Source organism: Myxococcus stipitatus DSM 14675 (assembly GCF_000331735.1).
In the GTDB taxonomy this organism is placed as follows: domain Bacteria; phylum Myxococcota; class Myxococcia; order Myxococcales; family Myxococcaceae; genus Myxococcus; species Myxococcus stipitatus.
In genome coordinates this window covers 2050994-2069579 of the sequence record NC_020126.1, presented here as the reverse complement: position 1 = coordinate 2069579, position 18586 = coordinate 2050994, and the positions used below count along the sequence as shown (strand labels likewise).

Genomic DNA, 18586 nt, shown 5'->3' with positions numbered 1-18586 from the left:
CCCGTGAGAGGGATTCCACATGTCATTCTCAGTCATGAAGTCACTGCTGGGCGGTGTCGTGTTGCTGTCCGCGCCCGTGGCGTTCGCAGGCAGCAGCACCACCATCCCCGCCTTCAACGCCGCGATCACCGCGGCCCGAGCGACGACGAGTCCGGGAGGCACCGCCATCCTCCGCTCGGAGTTGAGCGACGCCGTCGACGGCTTCCTGTTCGACGACGGCCACGTGGACGCCACCGAGCGAGCCTACCTGGGAGACCGCATCAACAACGCGTCGTTCAACGTGGGCCTCACCACCTTCGCCAAGTACTACCTGTATGATTTCCACGAGCTGAACGACGGGGCGACGACGTACGCCCCGCTGTGGCTCGCCGCGGTGTCGCAGACGCCCGCGGCGCTGTATGGCGCCTCCGGGGCCCTGGCGAACGCCTCCACCATCGTCGAGGGCGAAATCCCCGTTGGGCAGAGCGGCGTGGCCAACCAGTTCACGCTGACGTACAAGGCGCGCGCCGTGTTCGGTGAGCAGTCCGGCCGGGAGTTCTTCCCCATCACGCCCCGTGAGGTCATCGCGCGGCTCTCCGCGAGCATGGAGAACGGCACCGCCAGCCCCGACGAGGTCGACGGCGCGATGGCGCTCATCTCCCAGGTGTCCCTCAACAGCAAGCTCATCTACGTCTCGGATTGGTACTGCCGCGAGTACTGCGGCTCCGGGGGTCCGGGCAGCACCGCGGGCTACACCATCGCGGCGGTGAGCGTGAACCGGCGCTTCGTGCGCATGGTGAACGTGCGCACCTGGTCGGAGTGAGCGCGGCTCAGCGTCGCACGCGCCACTCGAGGCCCGCGGGAGGAAACGTGCCTCCCACGTGAGTCCACTCGAGGCGCACCTGACGGCGGCCCTCGGGCGGTAGCTCGAGGACCGCCAGCACGCGGCCCTCTCCGCGTTGGTTGACGCGGACATCCACGCGCTCGCCGTCCACCCTCATCGCGAGGTTCAGGACACCGGCCTGAGGGAAGAACTGCTCCTGCGGATGGAGCCGAGGCGAGGTGAGCAGGAGCTCCACCTCGCACGGCTCGGGGGCCGGGTTCTCCAGGGTATAGGCCAGCTCGTACGAGACGCCCCGGCCTCCGTCGCAGGTCCGGGGCGTCTTCGTGGCTTCGCTTCGCGACGTGGGCGTCAGGACTCCCACGTCGGCCGCGGGGCCCGCGTGTCCGGGCGACAGGGACGACATGACGAGGTCGCCATCGACGTCGCCGCGAGACAGGCGCAGGGTGCGGCCACCGACAAAGGTGCTCCCTGCCTCGAGCACACCTTGCAGGGGAGGAAAGGCGGCGATGGTGAGGAGTGATTCGCTGTCTCCGCTGGTGGCCAGCGGGTGCTCTCCCTTCGCGATGGCGGCGAGCTCATCAGCGGAGAGGGAGCGCGGGCTGGACACTGTCGCGAGGCGGAAGCGTGCGCCGGGGTCGACCTGTCCCTTCGCGTCCACGGCCGTGAAGTTCACGAGGGCACAGAGCGTGCCGCCCTTCTCCTGACGTGCCTCCAGGACGAGTGCTGTCGCGCCGGGCTTCACGGTGAGACGGCCCTCGAAGCTTCCGCGTGTGCCCAGACGCACGGACTCCAGCTGGGACAGGTCGAGGTCGTCACGGAGCAGCGGGTGGGCCTCGCGCTCCTGTGCGGGGCGGGAGTCCAGGTGGGAGTCCATCAGGCCCGCTGCGAGCACCGCGGAGGGGCCTCGGAAGAAGAGGCCCCGCGGGTCCGGCACCTTTCCGTGCTCCGAGGACACGAGTCCCGTGAAGTCCTCGTCGAGCGGCTCCTGCTGGTGCGGAGTGAAGGGCTCGCCGCGGGCGTCGCGGGGGAACTGCGGCGTGAGGTACTTGGAGAAGAGGCCGCCCTGGATTTCGAGATGGATGGGACGGCCCGACGTGTTCCGGACGACGAGGGAGCAGCGCTGGGGGCCCTCGGGGAGCGAGTCCTGGACGCGGCGCCCGTGGGCGTCCTCGGTGAAGGACTCACCGACGCGATTGACGGCGCGAAGGAACAGGCGGGCCTGGCCGGAGAAGGTGTAGCCGCCCTCGCTCTTCCCAGGAACCACGCGCCCCATCGTCGACCCGATGACGCCCGAGGTGCGAATCGTCTCGGGGTTCGTGTGGAGGAGCAGCGGGGCGCCCATGAAGGTGCCTCGCACGGGCTCGAGCGCGGAGACAGGGAGGACGTCCGCGTCGAGAGCACCCGCGGACAGTGGAGGCCGCGTGTGCTTCCGCGCTTGAGGCGCCGCGGGGACCTCCTGTGAGTCATTGGCGGAGTCCTCATGCGCCGTGGCCAGCGAGGGAGGCGCGGGCTTCCGCGCCTCGCGTGCCGAGGGCGGCTCTCGCGGTTCAGCATCGGACTCGGAGTCAGCGTGCACCGGGGACGGTGGAGTGCGCTCGTCCGGAGCCTGGATGGGCACGCGCGGAGTGCTCCGAGAGGACTGCGACTCCACCGCGCGTTTCGCCGCACGCTTCGTGGCGGACACACTCACGGCGTTCACAGGCGGCTTCGCTTGTCCCTCCTGCACCGTCGAGCCCACGGCCGAATTCGGAGGCCCCTTCGGAGCCGCCACGCTCGCGGCCTGCTTCGCCTGCCCCTTCGGAGCCGTCCCGCTCGCGGCCTGCTTCGCCTGACCCTTCGGAGCCGTCCCGCTCGCGGCCTGCTTCGCCTGACCCTTCGGAGCTGCCGTACTCGTGGCCTGCTTCACCTGTTCCTTCAACGCCGCCGTGCCCGCGGCCTGCTTCGCCTGCCCCTTCGGAGCCGTCCCGCTCGCGGCCTGCTTCGGTGCCGGCGCGGACTCCTGTTTCCGTGCGGGCTCCCTGACGGAGTCCGAACCTTTCGCGGCCGCAGCGGACTTCCCCCCTCCCGACGGTGCCCGTGTCGGAGGAGCGGATTTCGCGGCGGAGCGTCTCGAGGGTGGCTTCGCGGGAGGCATATGGACGGATCCTCACAGAGAACGCGCCCAGAAGTCGCCTCGACTCGACCCCCTCACCTGTGCTCAGCGGGGCGACACCCGGGTCCACTCCACCCCGAGCCTCCCGCGCCCCTCAGGCCCGAGCCCACTTCCTCCACACCCCCCGCGACACCACGAGCACCCCCATCGCAGGCAGCACCCAGGGAAGCCCCCGGGCCAGCCGGTGCTCCCAGACATCCACACGGTCGGCCACGAGCAGCAACATCCAGTGTCGGGCCCGGTGGTCAGGTATCCCGTACGCAGCCCTCCGCAGCAGACCACTGAGCCTTCGGGGCGGCTGTGCGGTGCCGTACACCGGAGGCAGCCGCGCGCGCCCCGCATGCTTGAACACCCGCACCCCCGAGAGCTGCCAGCGAATCGGCGCCCGCGCCCCCGCGAGCGGCTGCGGAGCCGTCTCCATGGGGACACCGGGGCGACTGGAGAACTCCAGGTCCGCGGCGGCGCCGGGAATGGTTCGATTCGGCATGAACACCACCGTCTCGCCCCCTTTGATCTCCCCCATCTCCGCGCCCATGTAGCCCGTCGGCAGGATGTCCCCGAGGAACAACACCTCCTCGTCCTCCATGTCGTCCGGAATCTTCAGCGGCCCCACGTCCGCGAACGGCACACGCACGTACTCCGCCTGTCCGCCGTCGTAGCCGCCCGTCGTGTGCGAATAGCCATACACGCCGCAGGCCACGTCGCTCGACGGGTTGCTGTTCTCACACAGCGCCGTGAGCCCGCGCTCGCAATAGAAGCAGATGCCACAGGAGATGTTGAACGGCACCACCACCCGGTCGCCCTTCTGCAACTGGGTGACCTCCGAGCCCCGCTCCTCCACGACGCCGGTGAACTCGTGACCGAACGTGTGGCCCACCCGCGTGTCCGGCACCAGGCCGTGCATCAAGTGCAGGTCCGAGCCGCAGATGGCGGTGCGAGTCACCCGGAGGATGACGTCCTGAGGGTGCTCCAGCTTCGGGTCTGGCTTGTCCTCCACTCGGACCCTGAAGGGTCCCTGGTACGTCAATGCGCGCATGAGGGCCTCGTTCCCGTTGTGTTACGGGTGACGACGCCCGAGCCACGCGGCAAGGCGCACCCTTCACGAGCGCCTGCTCGTCCTCCCGCCTTCAGTCGGCAGCGGGTTCGACCGGGAGCTCCGTCGCGCGCCACATGTACCAGCTCGCCACCGAGCGCCAGGGACGCCAGCGCTCCCCGAACTCCAGCACCGTCTTGGGGCGCGGCATCTCGGGAAGCCCGTAGGTGAGCATGAAGCCCTTGCGCACGCCGAAGTCATCCACCGGCAGCACGTCCGGCCGACCCAACCGGAAGATGAGCAGCATCTCCACGGTCCACTGGCCGATGCCACGCACCTGGGTGCAGTGCTCGATGAGCTCCGCGTCCTCCATCTTCCGCACACGCGCCAACGGAGGCACCGTGCCGTCCAGCGACTTGCGCGCCAGGTCCTGGAGCGCGGCCAGCTTGTTGGCGGACAGGCCCGCTTCGCGCAACTCCGTGTCGGCGGTCGCCAGCAGGGCCTGCGGCGTGAAGCGCCGCCCCTTGCCCACCCGCTCGCAGACCCGCCCGAAGATGGCGGCGGCGGCCTTGCCGTGCAGCTGCTGGTAGACGATGGACTCCGCCAGCGCGGCGAAGGGGCTGTGCAGCGGGCCCAGCTCGAGGCGGAAGCCGCCCACGCGCTTCATCAGCGCGCCCAGCTTCGGGTCCACGCGAGCCAGCGTGCGGCGGACCTCGGGGGTGAAGGCTTCGGGAAGAAGGCTCGGAGTGGCAACGGGCGCGGGGCGGAGCATGGAGGGCCGCATGCTGACGCTCCATCCACGCGGTGCAACCCGTTTCTTGTGTCACTCCACCCCTCCACGTCGGGCCGCCCCACCGCCCCTGGACCGCCTCGCGGCATTCCCAAGCACAGGTCAGCCCCGGTGTGTGCGGACCGGAGAAACGGCATCGAAGGTGCGCTCACGCGCCATCCGCGCCCCCCAGCCCTGGGGATGCGTCCTGGAACCGATAGCCCGGCAACGAGGAGCCCCGTGCCCGCCCGGTAGCCCGGCTTGGCGACCACTCGTGATGTATACGAGCGGACAGAGCGAGGCGCCGGGTGTTGGCAAGTCGCGCGGCGTCGGAAGCGAGCCTGGGGCGACTCGAAGGCCCGCGCTAGATAGAGACATGGGTCGGCCCCCCGAACCCTGACGCGAGCCCAGGGAGCCACGAAGCATGCCCGTGGAGAGAATGGCTGGAAGCACCAGTCTCGTCGATGTCATGGACCGGGTCCTGGACCGCGGGCTTCGTTGGGACGACACCGTCCACGCCGCGTCCCTCCAGGATTCTTCCGAGGACACCGCCGCTCGCGTCGTGGTGACCTTCCTGGAGGTCTGGACGAACGACTCCCCGCACCCTGGTGACACACCCCGTCCCTCTCCCGGAGCCTGACGCATTGGCCTCTCCCGCCCCTCTCTCCACCGCCCACGCCACCAGCGCCGATGCACGCCTCGCCCTCGCCGAGCAGTTGCTCACCTGCGACGCGGCGCAAGACTGCGCGCGCGCGGTGGTGGAGTGGCTGGTCGTGCATGCTCCCGCCCCCGCCGTGGCCTGTCTGACGCGCGATGAGCCCGGAGGAAGGCTCGGCTGTCTCGCGTCCGCGGGCCTGTCCGAGGCCCAGCACGTCGCGCTGACGGAAGGGCCGGACGCGGACACGGAGCACCCGCTGGCGGAGGTGCTCACCCAGGCCGTCCCCTGCTTCTTCCCACCCGAGCGCGCGCTCATCCCCATCCCGGGAACGGGAGGACTGTTCGCCGTTCCGCTGGGCCGCGAGGGCGCATCCCCCGTGGGCCTGCTGCTCATCTGGGTCAACGGCCCCACCCTCCCCTCCGAGGTCGCCTGGGTCGCCGCCCACGCGGGGCCCTACCTCGCGAAGCAAGTCACGTCCGGCCCGCTGGGCCTGGGCGGTGGCGCGCTGTTCCGCCACATCATCGACGCGGTGACGGACCCCGTGCTGCTCACGGACCTGGACGGACGCCTGCGGCTGGCCAACGCGCGCGCGGAGTCCCTGCTCGTCGCGAGCCCCGACGCGAGCGACGGCCGCAAGCGCGCCGTCCACCTCAACCAGCGCGTGTTCACCACCGCGGTGGCCAGCACCGCGCGAGGCCCCGTGCCGGGTGTGAGCTGGCGCGAGATTCCCCTGGTGGACCCCTCCGAGGGCCTGGACCTGCTCTTCGAGCTCGTGGGCACGCGCGTGTATGCCCCCGACGGCCGCGAGGCCATGGTGAGCGTGCTGCGCAACGTGACGGACCTGGGCCGCGCCACCCAGGCCCTGGGCGAGAGCTACCGCCGCCTGCGCGCCACCGAGCGCGAGGCCCGCAGCGAGCGCCACCGCCTGGACCGCGTGCTCGACTCGGTGGCGGACCCCATCATCCTCTCCAGCCCGTCAGGCGGCGCGGTGATGATGAACGAGCCCGCGGAGAAGCTCTTCACCTCCTCCACCGAGGGAGGCCGCGCCGCGCAGCGCCGCGTGCGCTCCAACGACGCCGTGTTCTCCTCGTTCCTCGCCAACCTGCTGGACACCGGAGGAGGCCCCCGCTGGCGCGCGCAGCTCAACCTGGTGGACCCGACCAGCGGTGGCACCCGCCCCATGGAGGCGGTGGCCACCAAGGTCCTGGGAGACGGCGGAGAGCTGACGGGCATCGTCACGCTCTTCCAGGACCGGGGCGAGGCCATGGAGAAGGCGCGCCTGCTGGAGCGGCTCAAGGAGGTCTCCACGCTGCTCGAGGCGCGCGTGCAGGTGGCCACCGCGGAGCTGGCCGAGCAGAACGAGAAGCTGCGCCGCCAGGCCATCCAGCTGGAGCAGGCCAGCGCGGCCAAGTCGCAGTTCCTGGCCAACATGTCCCACGAGTTCCGCACGCCGCTCAATGCCATCCTCGGCTACACCAACATGCTCCTGCAGGGCGTGTCGGGGGAGCTCACCCCCATCCAGCGGCGCAACCTGACACGCATCGACTCCAACGGCCGGCACCTGTTGGAGGTCATCAACGAAATCCTGGACATCACCCGCATCGAGGCGGGGCGGATGCCGCTGCACCTGTCGGACTTCGGCATCCCGGAGCTGCTCCAGGAGGTGATGGCGGAGATGGACCCCATCATCGTCCGCAGCAAGCTGGCGGTGAGCACACACCTGGGTGCGAAGCTGCCCCAGGTCCACAGCGACCGACAGAAGATGAAGCAGGTCGTCCTCAACCTCCTGTCCAATGCCCTGAAGTTCACGCATGAGGGCTCTGTGAGGGTGTCGGCGGAGTGCGCCACGCCTTCGTCCCTGCTCACCATCTCCGTGACGGACACCGGGATTGGCATCGACCCGGCCTATCAGGAGAAGATTTTCGAGGACTTCCAACAGGTGGACAGCTCGCCCACCCGTGCCTATGGGGGCACCGGGCTCGGGCTGTCCATCTGCCGTCGTCTGGCCGACATGCTGGGGGGACGCGTCACCCTTCAGAGTATCCCGGGGCAGGGGTCGACCTTCACGCTGCACTTTCCACGACGCCCGAGGCGGACATGACGAATCCCTCCCCGAATCTCCAGCCGCTCGTGCTCGTCGTCGACGACTACGACGACGCGCGGGAGATGTACGCGGAGTACCTCGAGTACTCGGGGTTCCGCGTGGCGCAGGCCCGGAATGGCCAGGAAGCACTGGACCAGGCCTTCGCGCTGGTGCCGGACATCATCCTGATGGACCTGTCGCTGCCCGTCATCGACGGCTGGGAGGCCACGCGCCAGCTGAAGAAGGATGACCGCACGCGCACCATCCCCGTGGTGGCCCTCACCGGACACGCGCTGACGGGCCAGTCGGACGAAGCCCGGGGCGCGGGGTGCGACTCGTTCGTCACCAAGCCCTGCCTCCCGGATGAGCTCGTCACCGAGGTCCGCAACCTGCTCGCGCAGCGCGCGGTCGCGGCGACGCGGTAGGGCCTCTCCATGCCGCGGCCCTCCCGCCCCTCCAGCAAGGCCAGGCCCCCAGGCCGGCGCGGGACATCCGCGAGGGAGGAGACTCCCCGCAAGCAGAAGCCTCGAAGCGCCAGTGCCCCCAAGCCCCGCACGCCCCCCGCCAAGGCGAAGCCCCTCCGGCGCAAGGCCTCGCGAGGCGCCAAGACGCGTGAAGTCCCAGAGGTCCAGGAGGACTTCAGGGGTCCATGGTATCTCCACGGCGTGGTGCGAGCGAAAGGCCCCTTGAAGCTGGGCGCGCTGGGGCTGGGCATGCCACCGGCCCGGATTCACGGCGTGCGGGAGGGCGCCTTCACGGCGCTGGTGTCCCCCATCTCCACGCACCGGGTGGACCCGACGCGGGCGAACCTGATGGCCCACCAGCGCGCCTCCGAGGTCATCCTGCGCGACCACACGCTCCTGCCCGTGGCCTTCGGCACCGTGCTGAGCTCGCGGGCACAGGTCCAGCAGTTGCTCCGCACCACGAAGGCGGTGCTCACCACCGCGCTGAGCGCGCTGGACGGCAAGGTGGAGCTGGGCGTCAAGGTGCTGCACCACCGCGAGCACCTGGCCCGTCGCATGGAGCTGGAGGACCTGGGCCTGCGTCGTCGCGTGGATGAAATGGAAACGGAGCACGAGCGGAGGCTCTGGCACGCGGTGGAACTGCGCGCCGCGCTCGACATGGCCGCGATGCTGGAGAGCCTGCGCCCGCTGGCGGCGGCCTCGCGCATCCACTCCCCCGTGGGTGAGCGGATGCTGCTCAACACCGCCTTCCTCGTCACGCGGGCGGAGGTGCCTGCCTTCGAGGCGAAGGTCCGGACGCTGGCCGCGCGCTCGGACCTCTACTCCTTCCGCTTCACCGGGCCCTGGCCCGCGTACAGCTTCGTCGACGTGAGGTTCGGGCTGGCCGGTGCCGCTTCACGGCCCGCCGGCTGACGACACGGGCGTCGTCACGCGAGCCACCTCCGAGGCCAGCGGGTCCACGCCCGCGGGCAGGCGGACCCAGCCGCTGGTGTGCTCGGTGCGCGCGAAGAAGCCCTCGGCGCCGCGCGCCACGGTGAGCTGCCCCAGGGCCTTGCCGCCGCGCTTGTACTCGACGCGGAAGGACTCGGTGGGCGCACCGCCCGCGGGCTGCTCGTCGCGGCCCAGCAGGTCCAACGGCACCAGCCGCCACACGCGGTCATGCCAGTTGCGGGTGAACTCGTCCGGCTTGTCCGGCGACTCCTCCGGCGCCAGCGCGACGGGGTGGGGCGCCTTGCCGCTCGCGGCGAAGGAGCGCGAGACACCGCCCGACGAGATGACCACCGCGTCGAAGTCACCCACGTCGAACAAGTGCATCCGCCGGTCCACCAGGCGGCTGCTCGCGTTCTCCAGGTCGGGCAGCAGCGCGGGGCCCAGCAGGAAGACGTGCCCGTCCGACTCGCGGCGCAGGTACGGCGTGCCCCAGCCGCCCGTCGTCGAGGCCAGCGCGAAGGACTCCACCTTTCCGCCCAGCGTCATCGTCAGCTTGCGCTGCGACGTCGTCAGGCCCACCTCCTCCAGCTTCTTCGCGTCGAGCACGCCGAGCGAGCGCGTGGCACGCAGCGGAGCGAAGCGAGGGAAGAGCTTCTGCGCCACCTCGTTGGCCCGCAGCTCGCGCGGAGGTGGAGGCGCCACGGCGGCCACCGCTCCACCGTCCCCCGCGGCCGCGCCACCATCCGTGGCCTCGGGGGCCATCGGCTTCGCGGGCTTGAAGCCCAACCGGACCCACAGCAGGTCGCGGTCCTTGTCGTCGCGGAACAGCTCCACGAAGCGGGCCTCGTCCTCGAAGCGCACGCGGTCCAGCGCCCGCGACGGAAGCTCCACCACCGTCACGTCGCCAGGAGCCCCCGAGGGCGCCCGCTGCCACACCAGATAGGCGGCCACCAGGGCCACCGCCGCGAGTGCGCCCTGGAGCGCCAGGTCCCGCGCCTTCATCGCTCACCTCCCGCCGCCACCGGGGCGCGCGGAGCACGACGGCCTCGCCGCCGCGTCGTCACGAAGCCCACCGCCAGCACCAGCGCCGGAGCCAGGAAGACGGTGGCGTAGAACCACGCCACGTCCTGCTCCCGCGTGTGCTGGATGGGCACGTCCTCCTCGGACGACACCGCGCCGGACACGGCCTCTTCGCCCGTCAACCACCGCAGCGAGTCCAGCACCAGGTACTCGTTGCCCAGGTTGGACAGCACCACGTCGCTCATCGCATCCGCGTCCGCCAGGACGATGGCGCGCATGGGCGACTTGCCGGCCGCCGCGGGCTCCTCCACCGCCACCACCAGCGGCCAGGTGCGCCGCGTCTCGCCCGGGTCGTACGTGAAGTTCCCATTCGCGTCCGCGAACGTGGCGCCGTGAGCCCGCACGGAGACGTCGTGCATGATACCCGTGGGCAGCGGCTGGAGCTGGTCCATCGCCCCCGCGCCGAGGAGCGCCACCGCCGCCTGTCCGCCCAGCGCCGTCAGCGACGTGACGGACGGATGTGAGCTGAAGCCCACCGAGCCCAGGTTGCCCCGGTCGCTCTGCTGACGCGTGGTGCGGAAGTACACCTGGTCATTCGCCAGCGGCGTGCCCAGGTACTTCAGGCCCAGGGGCTCCAGGAGCTTCTCGAAGCGAGGGCCCTCCGGCTCCAGCGCCATCAGCAGCCGGCCGCCGCGCTGGAGGTACTCGCGCACGGCGGTGGTCTCCTCGGGGAGGAAGTCGCGCGTGGCGCCCAGCACCACCAGCGCCGCCGCGTCGGAGGGAATCTCCTGCCCCAGCCCCTCGGAGACGCCGAGGGAGCGCACGTCCACGTTCTGCGAGCGGAGGACCTCCTTGAGCTGCGCGACGGCGGGCTTCGGCGTCTCGCCCGGCACGGGCCGCGTGTCCGCGCGCTCGCCATGGCCCGCCGTGAGGTAGACGACGCGGCGAGGCTTCGCCACCGTCATCAGCCGCCGCTGGACCTCCTGGTCCAGGCGCTGCAGCTGCCCTCGCGAGCGGTCCAGCTCCAGGCCCACCGTGAGGGGTTCCCTGCGCTCCCCCCGGGCCAGCACGACGGTGCCGTTGTTGTGCACGCCCAGCAGCCGCGCCCGCGTGGGCTCCACGGCCTGGTCCAGCCACTCCACGTTGAGGAGCTGGGGGCTCTCCGTCGACAGGTCGCGGAAGTACTGCCGCACCGCCTCCCCCACCTCGTTCGAGGGCGGGAAGAAGAGCGTCACCTGCAAGGGCTCGTTGAGTCCGCGCACCACCTTGCGCGTGGAGTCCCCGGGCTTCGCGGTGCGGTAGTACGACAGGTCCCACGTCGTGTTCGCCTGCGTGACGACGTACACCGTCGCGAAGGCGAAGATGACGACGAAGGACATGCCCAGGCCGGAGTACAGCGCGCTGCGCGCGCGCCCCGTCTCCAGCACCGGCGCCCGAGCCATCGCCTGGACCGCGGTCTCCACCAGCACCAGCGGCGCCAGGCAGCACGCGAGCAGCGCGGGGTACAGCGCCGCCAGCACCACCGCCAGCTTGGGGGACTTCATCGACAGCCGCGCGTCGAAGAGCGACGTGCCCAGGTCCGACTGGAGGAAGTAGAGCCCCAGCGCCAGCAGGCCCAGGCCGTACAGGCCCAGCACCCAGCCATCCACCGTGCGCCGCTCCACGCTCGCGCCGCGCGAGGCGAAGAAGCGCCAGCCCGTGGCGAGGACGACCGCCGCCACACCCGCGCCGGACAGCAGCCCTCGGCCCGTGCCCACGCCCAGGATGCGCTCGCCGATGAAGACGGCGAGAAGCCCCGCGACGAACGTCAACGTCGTCGCCAATCCATGGCTCACCGGACGCGGGCTCATCGCCACCTCCGCGCTTCGAGCACGCGCGTGGCCGCGAACAGCGCCACATAGGTGACGACGACGTAGTAGACGACATCGCGCACGTGGATGAGCCCCGACTGGAACGGCGGGAAGTGCTGGTTCCACAGCGACATCGCGCTGAAGACATCCGACAACGGCTGCTCGGTGATGCGCGCCAGGAGCCAGCAGAGGATGAGCGCCACCAGCATCACCGCGGACGTAATCGCCGCGAGCAACTGGTTGCGCGCCAGCGCCGAGCCGAACGTCCCCACCGCGAGCGACGCACTGCCCAGCAGCAGCAACCCCAGGTAGCCCGCCGCCACGTGGCCCAGCGACACCTTGCCGTTCACCAGCACCAGCACCGGCATGTACAGCGTGCACAGCACGTAGAGCGACAGGAAGGCGAAGCCCGCCAGGAACTTGCCCAGCACGATGTCCCGGTCTCGCAGCGGCGACGAGTACAGGAGCGGCAACGTCCCCGTCTGTCGCTCCTCGGCGAGCAGCCGCATGGAGATGAACACCGAGGCGACGACGGTGAAGCCGCTCGAGTAATAGAAGAACTGCGACAGCACCTCGGCGGAGCGCTTGCTCGCGCCGCCCAGGGCGTACGCGTTGAAGAACAGGCCGTTCAACGCGAGGATGACCGCGATGACGACGTAGCCGCTGAGCGTGCGCAGGTAACCGGACAGCTCGCGGCGGGCGATGAGCAGCGCCTTCACGCGCGCACCTCCTGGCCATGCGTCAGCCTGAGGAAGATGGACTCCAACTGCCCCGCGCCCTGGTCCAGGCGCAGCAGCTCCAGCCCCGCGCCCACCACCGCCTGCGCCACACGCGGACGCAGGTCCGGAGAAGCGCGCAGGCTCAGCGACACCACGCCGTCCACGGCCCGGTCCACCTCCACCGCGCCGAAGCCCTGGAGCACCTCCACCGCGCGCGCCTGGTCTCCGCGCACCTCGACCTCGATGGAGCCTCCGCCGCCCATCTTCCGCCCCAGCTCCTCCTCCGTCCCCTGCGCCACCAGCGTCCCCTTGTGGATGATGAGGAGCCGGTCACACGTCTGCGAGATCTCCGGGAGGATGTGGCTGGAGACCAGGACGGTGTGCGTGCCCTTGAGTCCCCGGATGACGTCGCGCATCTCGACGATCTGCCGCGGGTCCAGGCCGCTGGTGGGCTCGTCGAGGATGAGCAGCGCGGGCTTGTGCACCAGCGCCTGCGCCACGCCCACGCGCTGCCGGTAGCCGTGGCTGAGCGTGGAGATGAGCTCGCCGTCCACCTCGCGAAGCCCCGTCTTCTCCTCGGCCTCGCCCACCCGGGCCGCGGCGTCCCGCGCCGTCACGCCGCGAAGCCGCGCGACGTAGGCCAGGTACTCGCCCACCGTCATCTCGTCGTAGAGCGGCGGCACGTCGGGGAGATAGCCGATGCGCTGCCGGACCTCGTGGGCATTGCTCACCACGTCATGTCCGTCGATGACGACGCGCCCGGCGGTCGGCAGCAGCACGCACCCCAGGACCTTCAACGTCGTCGACTTGCCCGCGCCATTGAGGCCGAGGAAGCCGATGACCTCACCCTGCCCGATGGTGAAGGCCAGGTCCCGGATGGCCGCGTGCTCACCGTAGTACTTGGTCAGCCCTTCGACCTGAATCATAGAAAGCCATTCCATCAGTCGCGGTAGGGGGGATTGTCAAGCATCGAGCCGCTCAGTCGTGGCGGACCTCGAGCCCCTCCGTGGTGCGGCCCAGCGTGAACCGCAGCGCCCCTTCCAGTTCGGGCAGGACGAAAGCGTAACCCAGTTGCTCCGCCCTGGAGGGGAGCACCCGGGCACCCGCCAGCAGGGCCTCCTGCCCCATCTCGCCGAAGAGCGTCCGGATGACCGCCGCGGGCATGGGCAGCACCGCCGGACGCCGCAGCACCCGGCCGAGCGTCCGGGCGAAGTCCCCCTGCCGCACCGCCCCCGGCGCCACCGCGTTGAGGGGGCCGCGCGCCGCGTCGGTGAAGAGGCTGAAGTGGATGAGGCCCAGCAGGTCCTCCAGCGACACCCAGCTCATCCACTGCCGCCCGGAGGCGATGGGCCCGCCACCTCCCGCGAGGAAGGGGGGCACCATCTTCGCCAGCGCGCCCTCCCGCGCGTCCAGCACCGGGCCGATGCGCAGGTTCACCACGCGAATCCCCGCGGCCTCGGCGGGCGCGGTGGCGGCCTCCCAGACGCGGCACACGTCCGCGAGGAAGCCCGTGCCCGGCGCGCTCGTCTCGGTGAGCGGCTCGTCGCCCCGGTCGCCGTAGATGCTGACGCCCGCGGCGCACACCAGCACGCGCGGCTTGCGCTTCATCCGCGCCAGCGCCTCCGACAGCGCGAGCGTGCCCTCCGCGCGGCTCTTGAGGATGGCGTCCTTGTACTCGGGCGACCAGCGCTTGCCCGCGACGTTGACGCCCGCCAGGTGCACCACCGCGTCCACGCCCTCGAGCGCCGCCGTGTCCACCTCGCCCTTGTCGGGGGCCCACGCCACCTCGCCTCGCGAGGCCTCCGCCCGCCTGCGCACCAGCCGCTTCACGTCGTGCCCACCCGTGGTGAGCAGCGGCACCAGCGCCGAGCCCACCAGGCCCGACGCCCCCGTGATGGCCACCGAGAGCGGCCCCCGCGACGCGAAGGCCGCGTGACGGCGAAGGTCCACTCCCGTCACCCGATGGCGATAGGCGAACACCCGCTCCAGCGTGCGCCGCGCGAAGCCCCCGCCCACCAGGCTCCCCAGCCAGCCCAGCGGCAGCGCGTACTCCACCTCGTCCTCGAGGATGCAGGTGCCCTGCGCGGGCTCGGGCCAGAAGCGATGCGTGTGGACCCACTTCGAGAACGGGCCGGACACCTGGGTGTCCTGGAAGAGCGAGTCCTGGATGTACGCCGTGTGCTCGGCCACCCAGCGGCGGGGGAAGGGCCCCACGCGCATCTTCATCACGACGCGGGCACCGACCTGGAGGCCCTCGCCCGAGCGCTCCAGGAGCTCCATCCGCTCCCAGGGGGGCGTCAGCCGAGCGAGCGCCCCTTCCCGGGTGTGCCAGGCGAACAACTCGGAAGCGGAAACCGGCATCCGAGCGCGCGCATTGAAGACGTGCGACTTGCCCATGGTTGCTCCTGGCGCGACAGTGCGGACCCCCATGCTAAATCCGGAGCTCGTCGAGCGCGCGGTGGAATTGCTGCGGCGCGGCGGCGTCATCGCCTTGCCCACGGAGACGGTGTACGGCCTCGCGGCCAACGCCGAGGACGAGCTGGCCGTGCGTCGCGTCTTCGCCATCAAGGGCCGCCCCGCCACCCATCCGCTCATCGTCCACCTGCCCGGCATGGAGCACCTGTCCTCCTGGGCGCGGGACATCCCTCCGGCCGCCCACGCGCTCGCCCGCGCCTTCTGGCCCGGCCCCCTCACGCTCGTGCTGCCCCGCACGCCGCGCGCCACGGACGCCGTCACCGGGGGCCAGGACACGGTGGCCCTGCGCGTGCCGGGACACCCGGTGGCCTTGGCCGTGCTGAAGGCCCTGGGCGGAGGACTCGCGGCGCCCAGCGCCAACCGCTTCGGCCGGGTGAGCCCCACCACGGCGGAGCACGTCCGCGTGGACCTGGGTGACGACGTGGACCTGGTCCTCGACGGCGGGCCCTGCACCGTGGGCGTGGAGTCCACCATCGTCGACCTCAGCTCCGGTGCGCCCTCCATTCTTCGACCCGGCGGCCTGTCCACCGAGGACATCGAGCGGGTGCTCGGCCACGCCGTCCCCGTGAAGACCTCCACGCAGGTCCGTGTGTCGGGCTCGCTCGCCTCGCACTACGCGCCGCGCGCCGGTGTCGTCCTCGCCGAGCCGGGCGAAGCCGCCGCGCGCGTCCAGGCCCTCCGAGAGCAAGGTCTGCGCGTGGGCGTGCTGGGCCCCCAGGGGCTCGTGCTGCCTCCCGACGTCGCGCGCTTCGACGTGCCCGCGGACCCGGCGGGCGCCGCACGCGTGCTCTACGCCCGGCTGCGCGAGGCGGATGAGCGAGGACATGACGTGCTCGTCGCCTGCCTCCCCTCGGCCAGCGGCCTGGGCGTCGCCGTGAGGGACCGCCTCTCGCGCGCCGCCGCGCCTCGCGACGCGGGCCCCTGAGCCACACGGGCCTCCCGACGCCCCTCCATGACGCAGTCAGCCATCATGCGTTGGGGCTGCAAGTGAATGAGCACGCGCGCCCAGGCCGAGGCCGTGGATAATGCGGCCGGGTGACGGACTTGAATGCCTGAATGGGCTCCGGTATCCCGCCCAGTACTCCCAGAGGAGCGTCCCCGCGTGATGCGAAGCCTGTTCGGCCTGGTCGTCGCCCTGTCGCTGTCCGCCTGCAAGGAAGAACCCCGAGGGCAGCTCGAGCCCATCCCCCGTCCGCCGGGCATGAAGGACGCGCCCCCTCCCGATGCGAAGGCCGCGCCGCAAGCCGCTGCCCCCGCGGTGGACCCGTCCAAGGTCATGCTGCGCTGGAAGCTCGCCGGGAACGCTCCTATCGCCTACCGCCTCACCCTGGACCGCCAGGGCCCCGCTCCCGCCGCCGAGCCCGAGGAAGACACCAAGGGCAAGAAGGGCAAGGGCAAGGACAAGCCGGAGCCCAAGGTGGAGCGCGCGCCCGCGGCCGCCGCCACGTTCCCCGGCGCCTTCACCTACGTGGTGGAGCGCTCGAGCTCGGGCGGCTACCACCTGCGCGTCATCCCCGAGGGCAACAACGCCGCGGAGGACTCCGGCGCCATGAGCGAGCGCGGCTTCGTGCTCGACGGCCTCCAGGGCATCACCCGCAACACGGCCTCGCTCGTGATGGAGCTGCCCATGGCCGCCGTGGGCCCCAAGGACGCCTGGGCCCTGGCCACGGAGCTGTTGACGCACGACTCGCTGGGCCCCGCGTTCGCCATCAGCAAGTCGGTGCGCCACAACCGCGTGACGCTCACCGCGCTCACCCCCGCGGAGGGAGGCGAGCAGGTGGCCACGCTGGAGTACGACTTGTCCGAGCAGCTCAGCGGCAAGATGACCCAGCGTCGCCCGCCTCCCGCCGTGCCCGCGCGCGCGGGGGACCCGGACACGGAAGAGGCCTCCCCCGAGGACGCCGCGCCGCCCACCGTGCCCGCCTCCGCCGAGGTGCGCATCACGGGCAAGGGTGAGTTCCTGGTGAAGGCCGGCCACTGGCGTTCGTGGGAGGGCAACATCTCCGCGACCACGAGCGGCGCCTTCCCCGCGAACGCGCTCCAGGTACCGCCCGGCACGGTGAAGCTGAAGCTCACCGCGCTGGAGTCGGCGCCCCCGTCCGCGCCTACCGCGAAGCCGCAGCAGTAGGCGGCGCGCCGTCGGACTCGCGCACCATCCGCACCACGGCGTCCACCCAGTCCGGGTGGGCGTTGAGCGAGGGGACGAGCGTCAGCGCCTCGCCCCCTGCTTCGACGAACTGCTCGCGGGCGCGCAGCCCCACTTCCTCGAGCGTCTCCAGGCAGTCGGCGACGAACGACGGGCACATCACCGCCAGCCGCTTCACGCCCCGCTTCGCCAGCTCCGGCAGCACCAGGTCCGTGTAGGGCTTCACCCACGGGGTGCGGCCCAGCCGCGACTGGAAGGACACGCTCCAGCCTTCCGCCTTCAGCCCCAGCCGCTCGGCCAGTCCTCGCGCGGTGGAGAAGCACTGCGCGCGGTAGCAGTGGCGGTTGGCGTCGGTGAGCACGTCGCAGCACCCCGCGGACGCGAAGCAGTGCTGGCCCGACGGGTCCGTCTTGCGCACGTGCCGCTCCGGCACGCCGTGGAAGCTGAAGAGCACGTGGTCCGAGCGCGTCTCCTCAATCACCGGCCGCGCCACCGACGTGAAGGCATCCAGGAACGACGGGTGACTGTGGAACGCGGGCACCGCGCGCACGTTGGGGACATCCCAGCCCTCCGTCATCACCTCGTACACCCGCGCCAGGGACGACGCGGACGACGACGTGGCCTCCTGCGGATAGAGGGGCAGCACGGTGAAGTCCATCACCCCGCGCGCACGCAGGCTCGCCACCGCGTCGGGGATGGAGGGCGTGCCGTAGCGCATGCCCAGCGCCACCTCGTACTCGCCGCCCAGCCGCTCGCGCACCGCGGCCTCCAGCTCCCGGCTGTACACCAGCAAGGGCGAGCCCTGGGGCATCCACACCTTGCGATACGCCTCCGCGCTCTTGGCGGGGCGGACGGGCAGGATGATGAAGTTGAGGAGCAGCCAGCGCCCCACCGGGTGGATGTCCACCACCCTCGGGTCGCTCAGGAACTCCCGCAGATACCGCCGCACCGCCCCGGACTCCGGCGCGTCCGGAGTCCCCAGGTTGAGGAGCAGCAAGCCCCGCTTCGCGCCCGGAGTCGTCATCAGTGCAGGGCGTTGGGCAGGGTGAGCGCGAACTCCGCGATGCGCGCCTCGAAAGTCGAGCCGTCCGGCCGCTCCATCTCGTAGCTGCCGCGCATGGTGCCGAACGGCGTGCGCAACATCGCCCAGCTCGTGTACTCGAAGCGCTCGCTCGGAGCCAGGCGCGGCTGCCGGCCGACCACGCCCTCCCCTTTCACCTCTTCCACCTTCCCGGTGGCGTCGGTGATGAGCCAGTGGCGCGACTTGAGCTGCGCCGGGGCCTCGCCCTCGTTGACGATTTCCACCGTGTACATGAAGGCGTACTGCCCCGACTCGGGCGAGCTGCGCTCCGGCCAGTAAGCCGGCTTCACGGTGATACGAATCCCGTCAGTGGTGGCGCTGGAAGACATGCCTCCACATTTGAAGGCAAGGCCCCCGGGTTGCAAGGAAAACCCCGGCGGGCC

The 18586-nt window shown here is 71.2% G+C and carries 17 protein-coding genes; 7 read left to right on the top strand and 10 right to left on the bottom strand.

Annotated features, from left to right (window positions below; translation table 11 throughout):
• Positions 1-19 precede the first annotated feature (19 nt).
• Entirely contained in the window at positions 20-802 is a 783-nt protein-coding gene (locus tag MYSTI_RS08290; protein ID WP_015347273.1) for a hypothetical protein, read from the top strand.
• A 7-nt stretch (positions 803-809) separates the two neighbouring features.
• On the opposite strand, the gene MYSTI_RS08285 is transcribed toward MYSTI_RS08290, so the two are convergent.
• The 3 genes from MYSTI_RS08285 to MYSTI_RS08275 form a co-directional block, all read right to left on the bottom strand.
• Positions 810-2729 carry a hypothetical protein gene (locus MYSTI_RS08285; protein WP_044279325.1) on the bottom strand — a complete coding sequence of 640 codons (1920 nt, stop codon included), beginning with the start codon at positions 2727-2729 and terminating at the stop codon, positions 810-812.
• Positions 2730-3069: 340 nt separating this feature from the next.
• Positions 3070-4011, bottom strand: coding sequence for an alcohol dehydrogenase catalytic domain-containing protein (locus tag MYSTI_RS44485; RefSeq protein ID WP_015347271.1), 942 nt, complete (start codon positions 4009-4011; stop codon positions 3070-3072).
• Between the two features lie 91 nt (positions 4012-4102).
• Positions 4103-4792 (bottom strand): DNA-3-methyladenine glycosylase family protein, encoded by a 690-nt coding sequence (locus MYSTI_RS08275; RefSeq protein WP_015347270.1) that lies wholly within the window; start codon positions 4790-4792, stop codon positions 4103-4105.
• A gap of 424 nt (positions 4793-5216) precedes the next feature.
• Between MYSTI_RS08275 and MYSTI_RS08270 the strand changes: the two genes are divergently transcribed.
• Genes MYSTI_RS08270 through MYSTI_RS08255 form a run of 4 tightly spaced genes read left to right on the top strand, consistent with a single transcriptional unit; the run spans position 5217 to position 8894 of the window.
• Positions 5217-5417 carry a hypothetical protein gene (locus MYSTI_RS08270; protein WP_233278208.1) on the top strand — a complete coding sequence of 67 codons (201 nt, stop codon included), beginning with the start codon at positions 5217-5219 and terminating at the stop codon, positions 5415-5417.
• Positions 5418-5421: 4 nt separating this feature from the next.
• Positions 5422-7536 carry a PAS domain-containing sensor histidine kinase gene (locus tag MYSTI_RS08265; RefSeq protein ID WP_015347268.1) on the top strand — a complete coding sequence of 705 codons (2115 nt, stop codon included), beginning with the start codon at positions 5422-5424 and terminating at the stop codon, positions 7534-7536.
• Positions 7533-7943: a response regulator gene (locus MYSTI_RS08260; RefSeq protein WP_015347267.1), complete on the top strand. Its 411-nt coding sequence runs from the start codon at positions 7533-7535 to the stop codon at positions 7941-7943. Before MYSTI_RS08265 ends, MYSTI_RS08260 begins: the two co-directional genes overlap by 4 nt.
• A gap of 9 nt (positions 7944-7952) precedes the next feature.
• On the top strand, positions 7953-8894 hold the full coding sequence (locus tag MYSTI_RS08255) for a GvpL/GvpF family gas vesicle protein (protein ID WP_015347266.1): 942 nt from the start codon (positions 7953-7955) through the stop codon (positions 8892-8894).
• On the opposite strand, the gene MYSTI_RS08250 is transcribed toward MYSTI_RS08255, so the two are convergent.
• Genes MYSTI_RS08250 through MYSTI_RS08230 form a run of 5 tightly spaced genes read right to left on the bottom strand, consistent with a single transcriptional unit; the run spans position 8877 to position 14898 of the window.
• Positions 8877-9914 carry a hypothetical protein gene (locus MYSTI_RS08250; protein WP_015347265.1) on the bottom strand — a complete coding sequence of 346 codons (1038 nt, stop codon included), beginning with the start codon at positions 9912-9914 and terminating at the stop codon, positions 8877-8879. The two genes, MYSTI_RS08255 and MYSTI_RS08250, sit on opposite strands and share 18 nt — an antisense overlap.
• Complete coding sequence (locus MYSTI_RS08245; RefSeq protein ID WP_015347264.1) at positions 9911-11782, bottom strand: motility-associated ABC transporter substrate-binding family protein; 1872 nt, start codon at positions 11780-11782, stop codon at positions 9911-9913. Before MYSTI_RS08245 ends, MYSTI_RS08250 begins: the two co-directional genes overlap by 4 nt.
• Entirely contained in the window at positions 11779-12501 is a 723-nt protein-coding gene (locus MYSTI_RS08240; protein ID WP_015347263.1) for an ABC transporter permease, read from the bottom strand. Before MYSTI_RS08240 ends, MYSTI_RS08245 begins: the two co-directional genes overlap by 4 nt.
• The gene (locus tag MYSTI_RS08235) at positions 12498-13427 is read right to left on the bottom strand and encodes an ABC transporter ATP-binding protein (protein ID WP_015347262.1); all 930 of its coding nucleotides are present in this window, start codon (positions 13425-13427) and stop codon (positions 12498-12500) included. Before MYSTI_RS08235 ends, MYSTI_RS08240 begins: the two co-directional genes overlap by 4 nt.
• A gap of 52 nt (positions 13428-13479) precedes the next feature.
• The gene (locus MYSTI_RS08230) at positions 13480-14898 is read right to left on the bottom strand and encodes a TIGR01777 family oxidoreductase (RefSeq protein ID WP_015347261.1); all 1419 of its coding nucleotides are present in this window, start codon (positions 14896-14898) and stop codon (positions 13480-13482) included.
• Positions 14899-14929: 31 nt separating this feature from the next.
• Here MYSTI_RS08230 and MYSTI_RS08225 point away from each other — a divergent pair, with 31 nt between their 5' ends.
• Together MYSTI_RS08225 and MYSTI_RS08220 are read left to right on the top strand one after the other, a co-directional pair.
• Complete coding sequence (locus tag MYSTI_RS08225) at positions 14930-15901, top strand: L-threonylcarbamoyladenylate synthase (protein ID WP_015347260.1); 972 nt, start codon at positions 14930-14932, stop codon at positions 15899-15901.
• Positions 15902-16081: 180 nt separating this feature from the next.
• Positions 16082-17104, top strand: coding sequence for a hypothetical protein (locus MYSTI_RS08220; protein WP_233278342.1), 1023 nt, complete (start codon positions 16082-16084; stop codon positions 17102-17104).
• On the opposite strand, the gene hemH is transcribed toward MYSTI_RS08220, so the two are convergent.
• A complete protein-coding gene (gene hemH, locus MYSTI_RS08215; protein ID WP_015347258.1) occupies positions 17082-18146 on the bottom strand; it encodes a ferrochelatase in 1065 nt (354 codons plus the stop codon). The two genes, MYSTI_RS08220 and hemH, sit on opposite strands and share 23 nt — an antisense overlap.
• On the bottom strand, positions 18146-18532 hold the full coding sequence (gene apaG, locus MYSTI_RS08210) for a Co2+/Mg2+ efflux facilitator ApaG/CorD (protein ID WP_015347257.1): 387 nt from the start codon (positions 18530-18532) through the stop codon (positions 18146-18148). Before apaG ends, hemH begins: the two co-directional genes overlap by 1 nt.
• Between the last annotated feature and the right edge of the window lie 54 nt (positions 18533-18586).

Bases quoted from the DNA above. Each gene is read 5' to 3' on its own strand.
- MYSTI_RS08290 (WP_015347273.1), top strand. From the start codon at position 20: ATGTCATTCTCAGTCATGAAGTCACTGCTGGGCGGTGTCGTGTTGCTG.
- MYSTI_RS44485 (WP_015347271.1), bottom strand. From the start codon at position 4,011: ATGCGCGCATTGACGTACCAGGGACCCTTCAGGGTCCGAGTGGAGGAC.
- MYSTI_RS08275 (WP_015347270.1), bottom strand. From the start codon at position 4,792: ATGCGGCCCTCCATGCTCCGCCCCGCGCCCGTTGCCACTCCGAGCCTT.
- MYSTI_RS08270 (WP_233278208.1), top strand. From the start codon at position 5,217: ATGGCTGGAAGCACCAGTCTCGTCGATGTCATGGACCGGGTCCTGGAC.
- MYSTI_RS08260 (WP_015347267.1), top strand. From the start codon at position 7,533: ATGACGAATCCCTCCCCGAATCTCCAGCCGCTCGTGCTCGTCGTCGAC.
- MYSTI_RS08255 (WP_015347266.1), top strand. From the start codon at position 7,953: ATGCCGCGGCCCTCCCGCCCCTCCAGCAAGGCCAGGCCCCCAGGCCGG.
- MYSTI_RS08250 (WP_015347265.1), bottom strand. From the start codon at position 9,914: ATGAAGGCGCGGGACCTGGCGCTCCAGGGCGCACTCGCGGCGGTGGCC.
- MYSTI_RS08245 (WP_015347264.1), bottom strand. From the start codon at position 11,782: ATGAGCCCGCGTCCGGTGAGCCATGGATTGGCGACGACGTTGACGTTC.
- MYSTI_RS08235 (WP_015347262.1), bottom strand. From the start codon at position 13,427: ATGATTCAGGTCGAAGGGCTGACCAAGTACTACGGTGAGCACGCGGCC.
- MYSTI_RS08230 (WP_015347261.1), bottom strand. From the start codon at position 14,898: ATGGGCAAGTCGCACGTCTTCAATGCGCGCGCTCGGATGCCGGTTTCC.
- MYSTI_RS08225 (WP_015347260.1), top strand. From the start codon at position 14,930: ATGCTAAATCCGGAGCTCGTCGAGCGCGCGGTGGAATTGCTGCGGCGC.
- MYSTI_RS08220 (WP_233278342.1), top strand. From the start codon at position 16,082: ATGCGAAGCCTGTTCGGCCTGGTCGTCGCCCTGTCGCTGTCCGCCTGC.
- hemH (WP_015347258.1), bottom strand. From the start codon at position 18,146: ATGACGACTCCGGGCGCGAAGCGGGGCTTGCTGCTCCTCAACCTGGGG.
- apaG (WP_015347257.1), bottom strand. From the start codon at position 18,532: ATGTCTTCCAGCGCCACCACTGACGGGATTCGTATCACCGTGAAGCCG.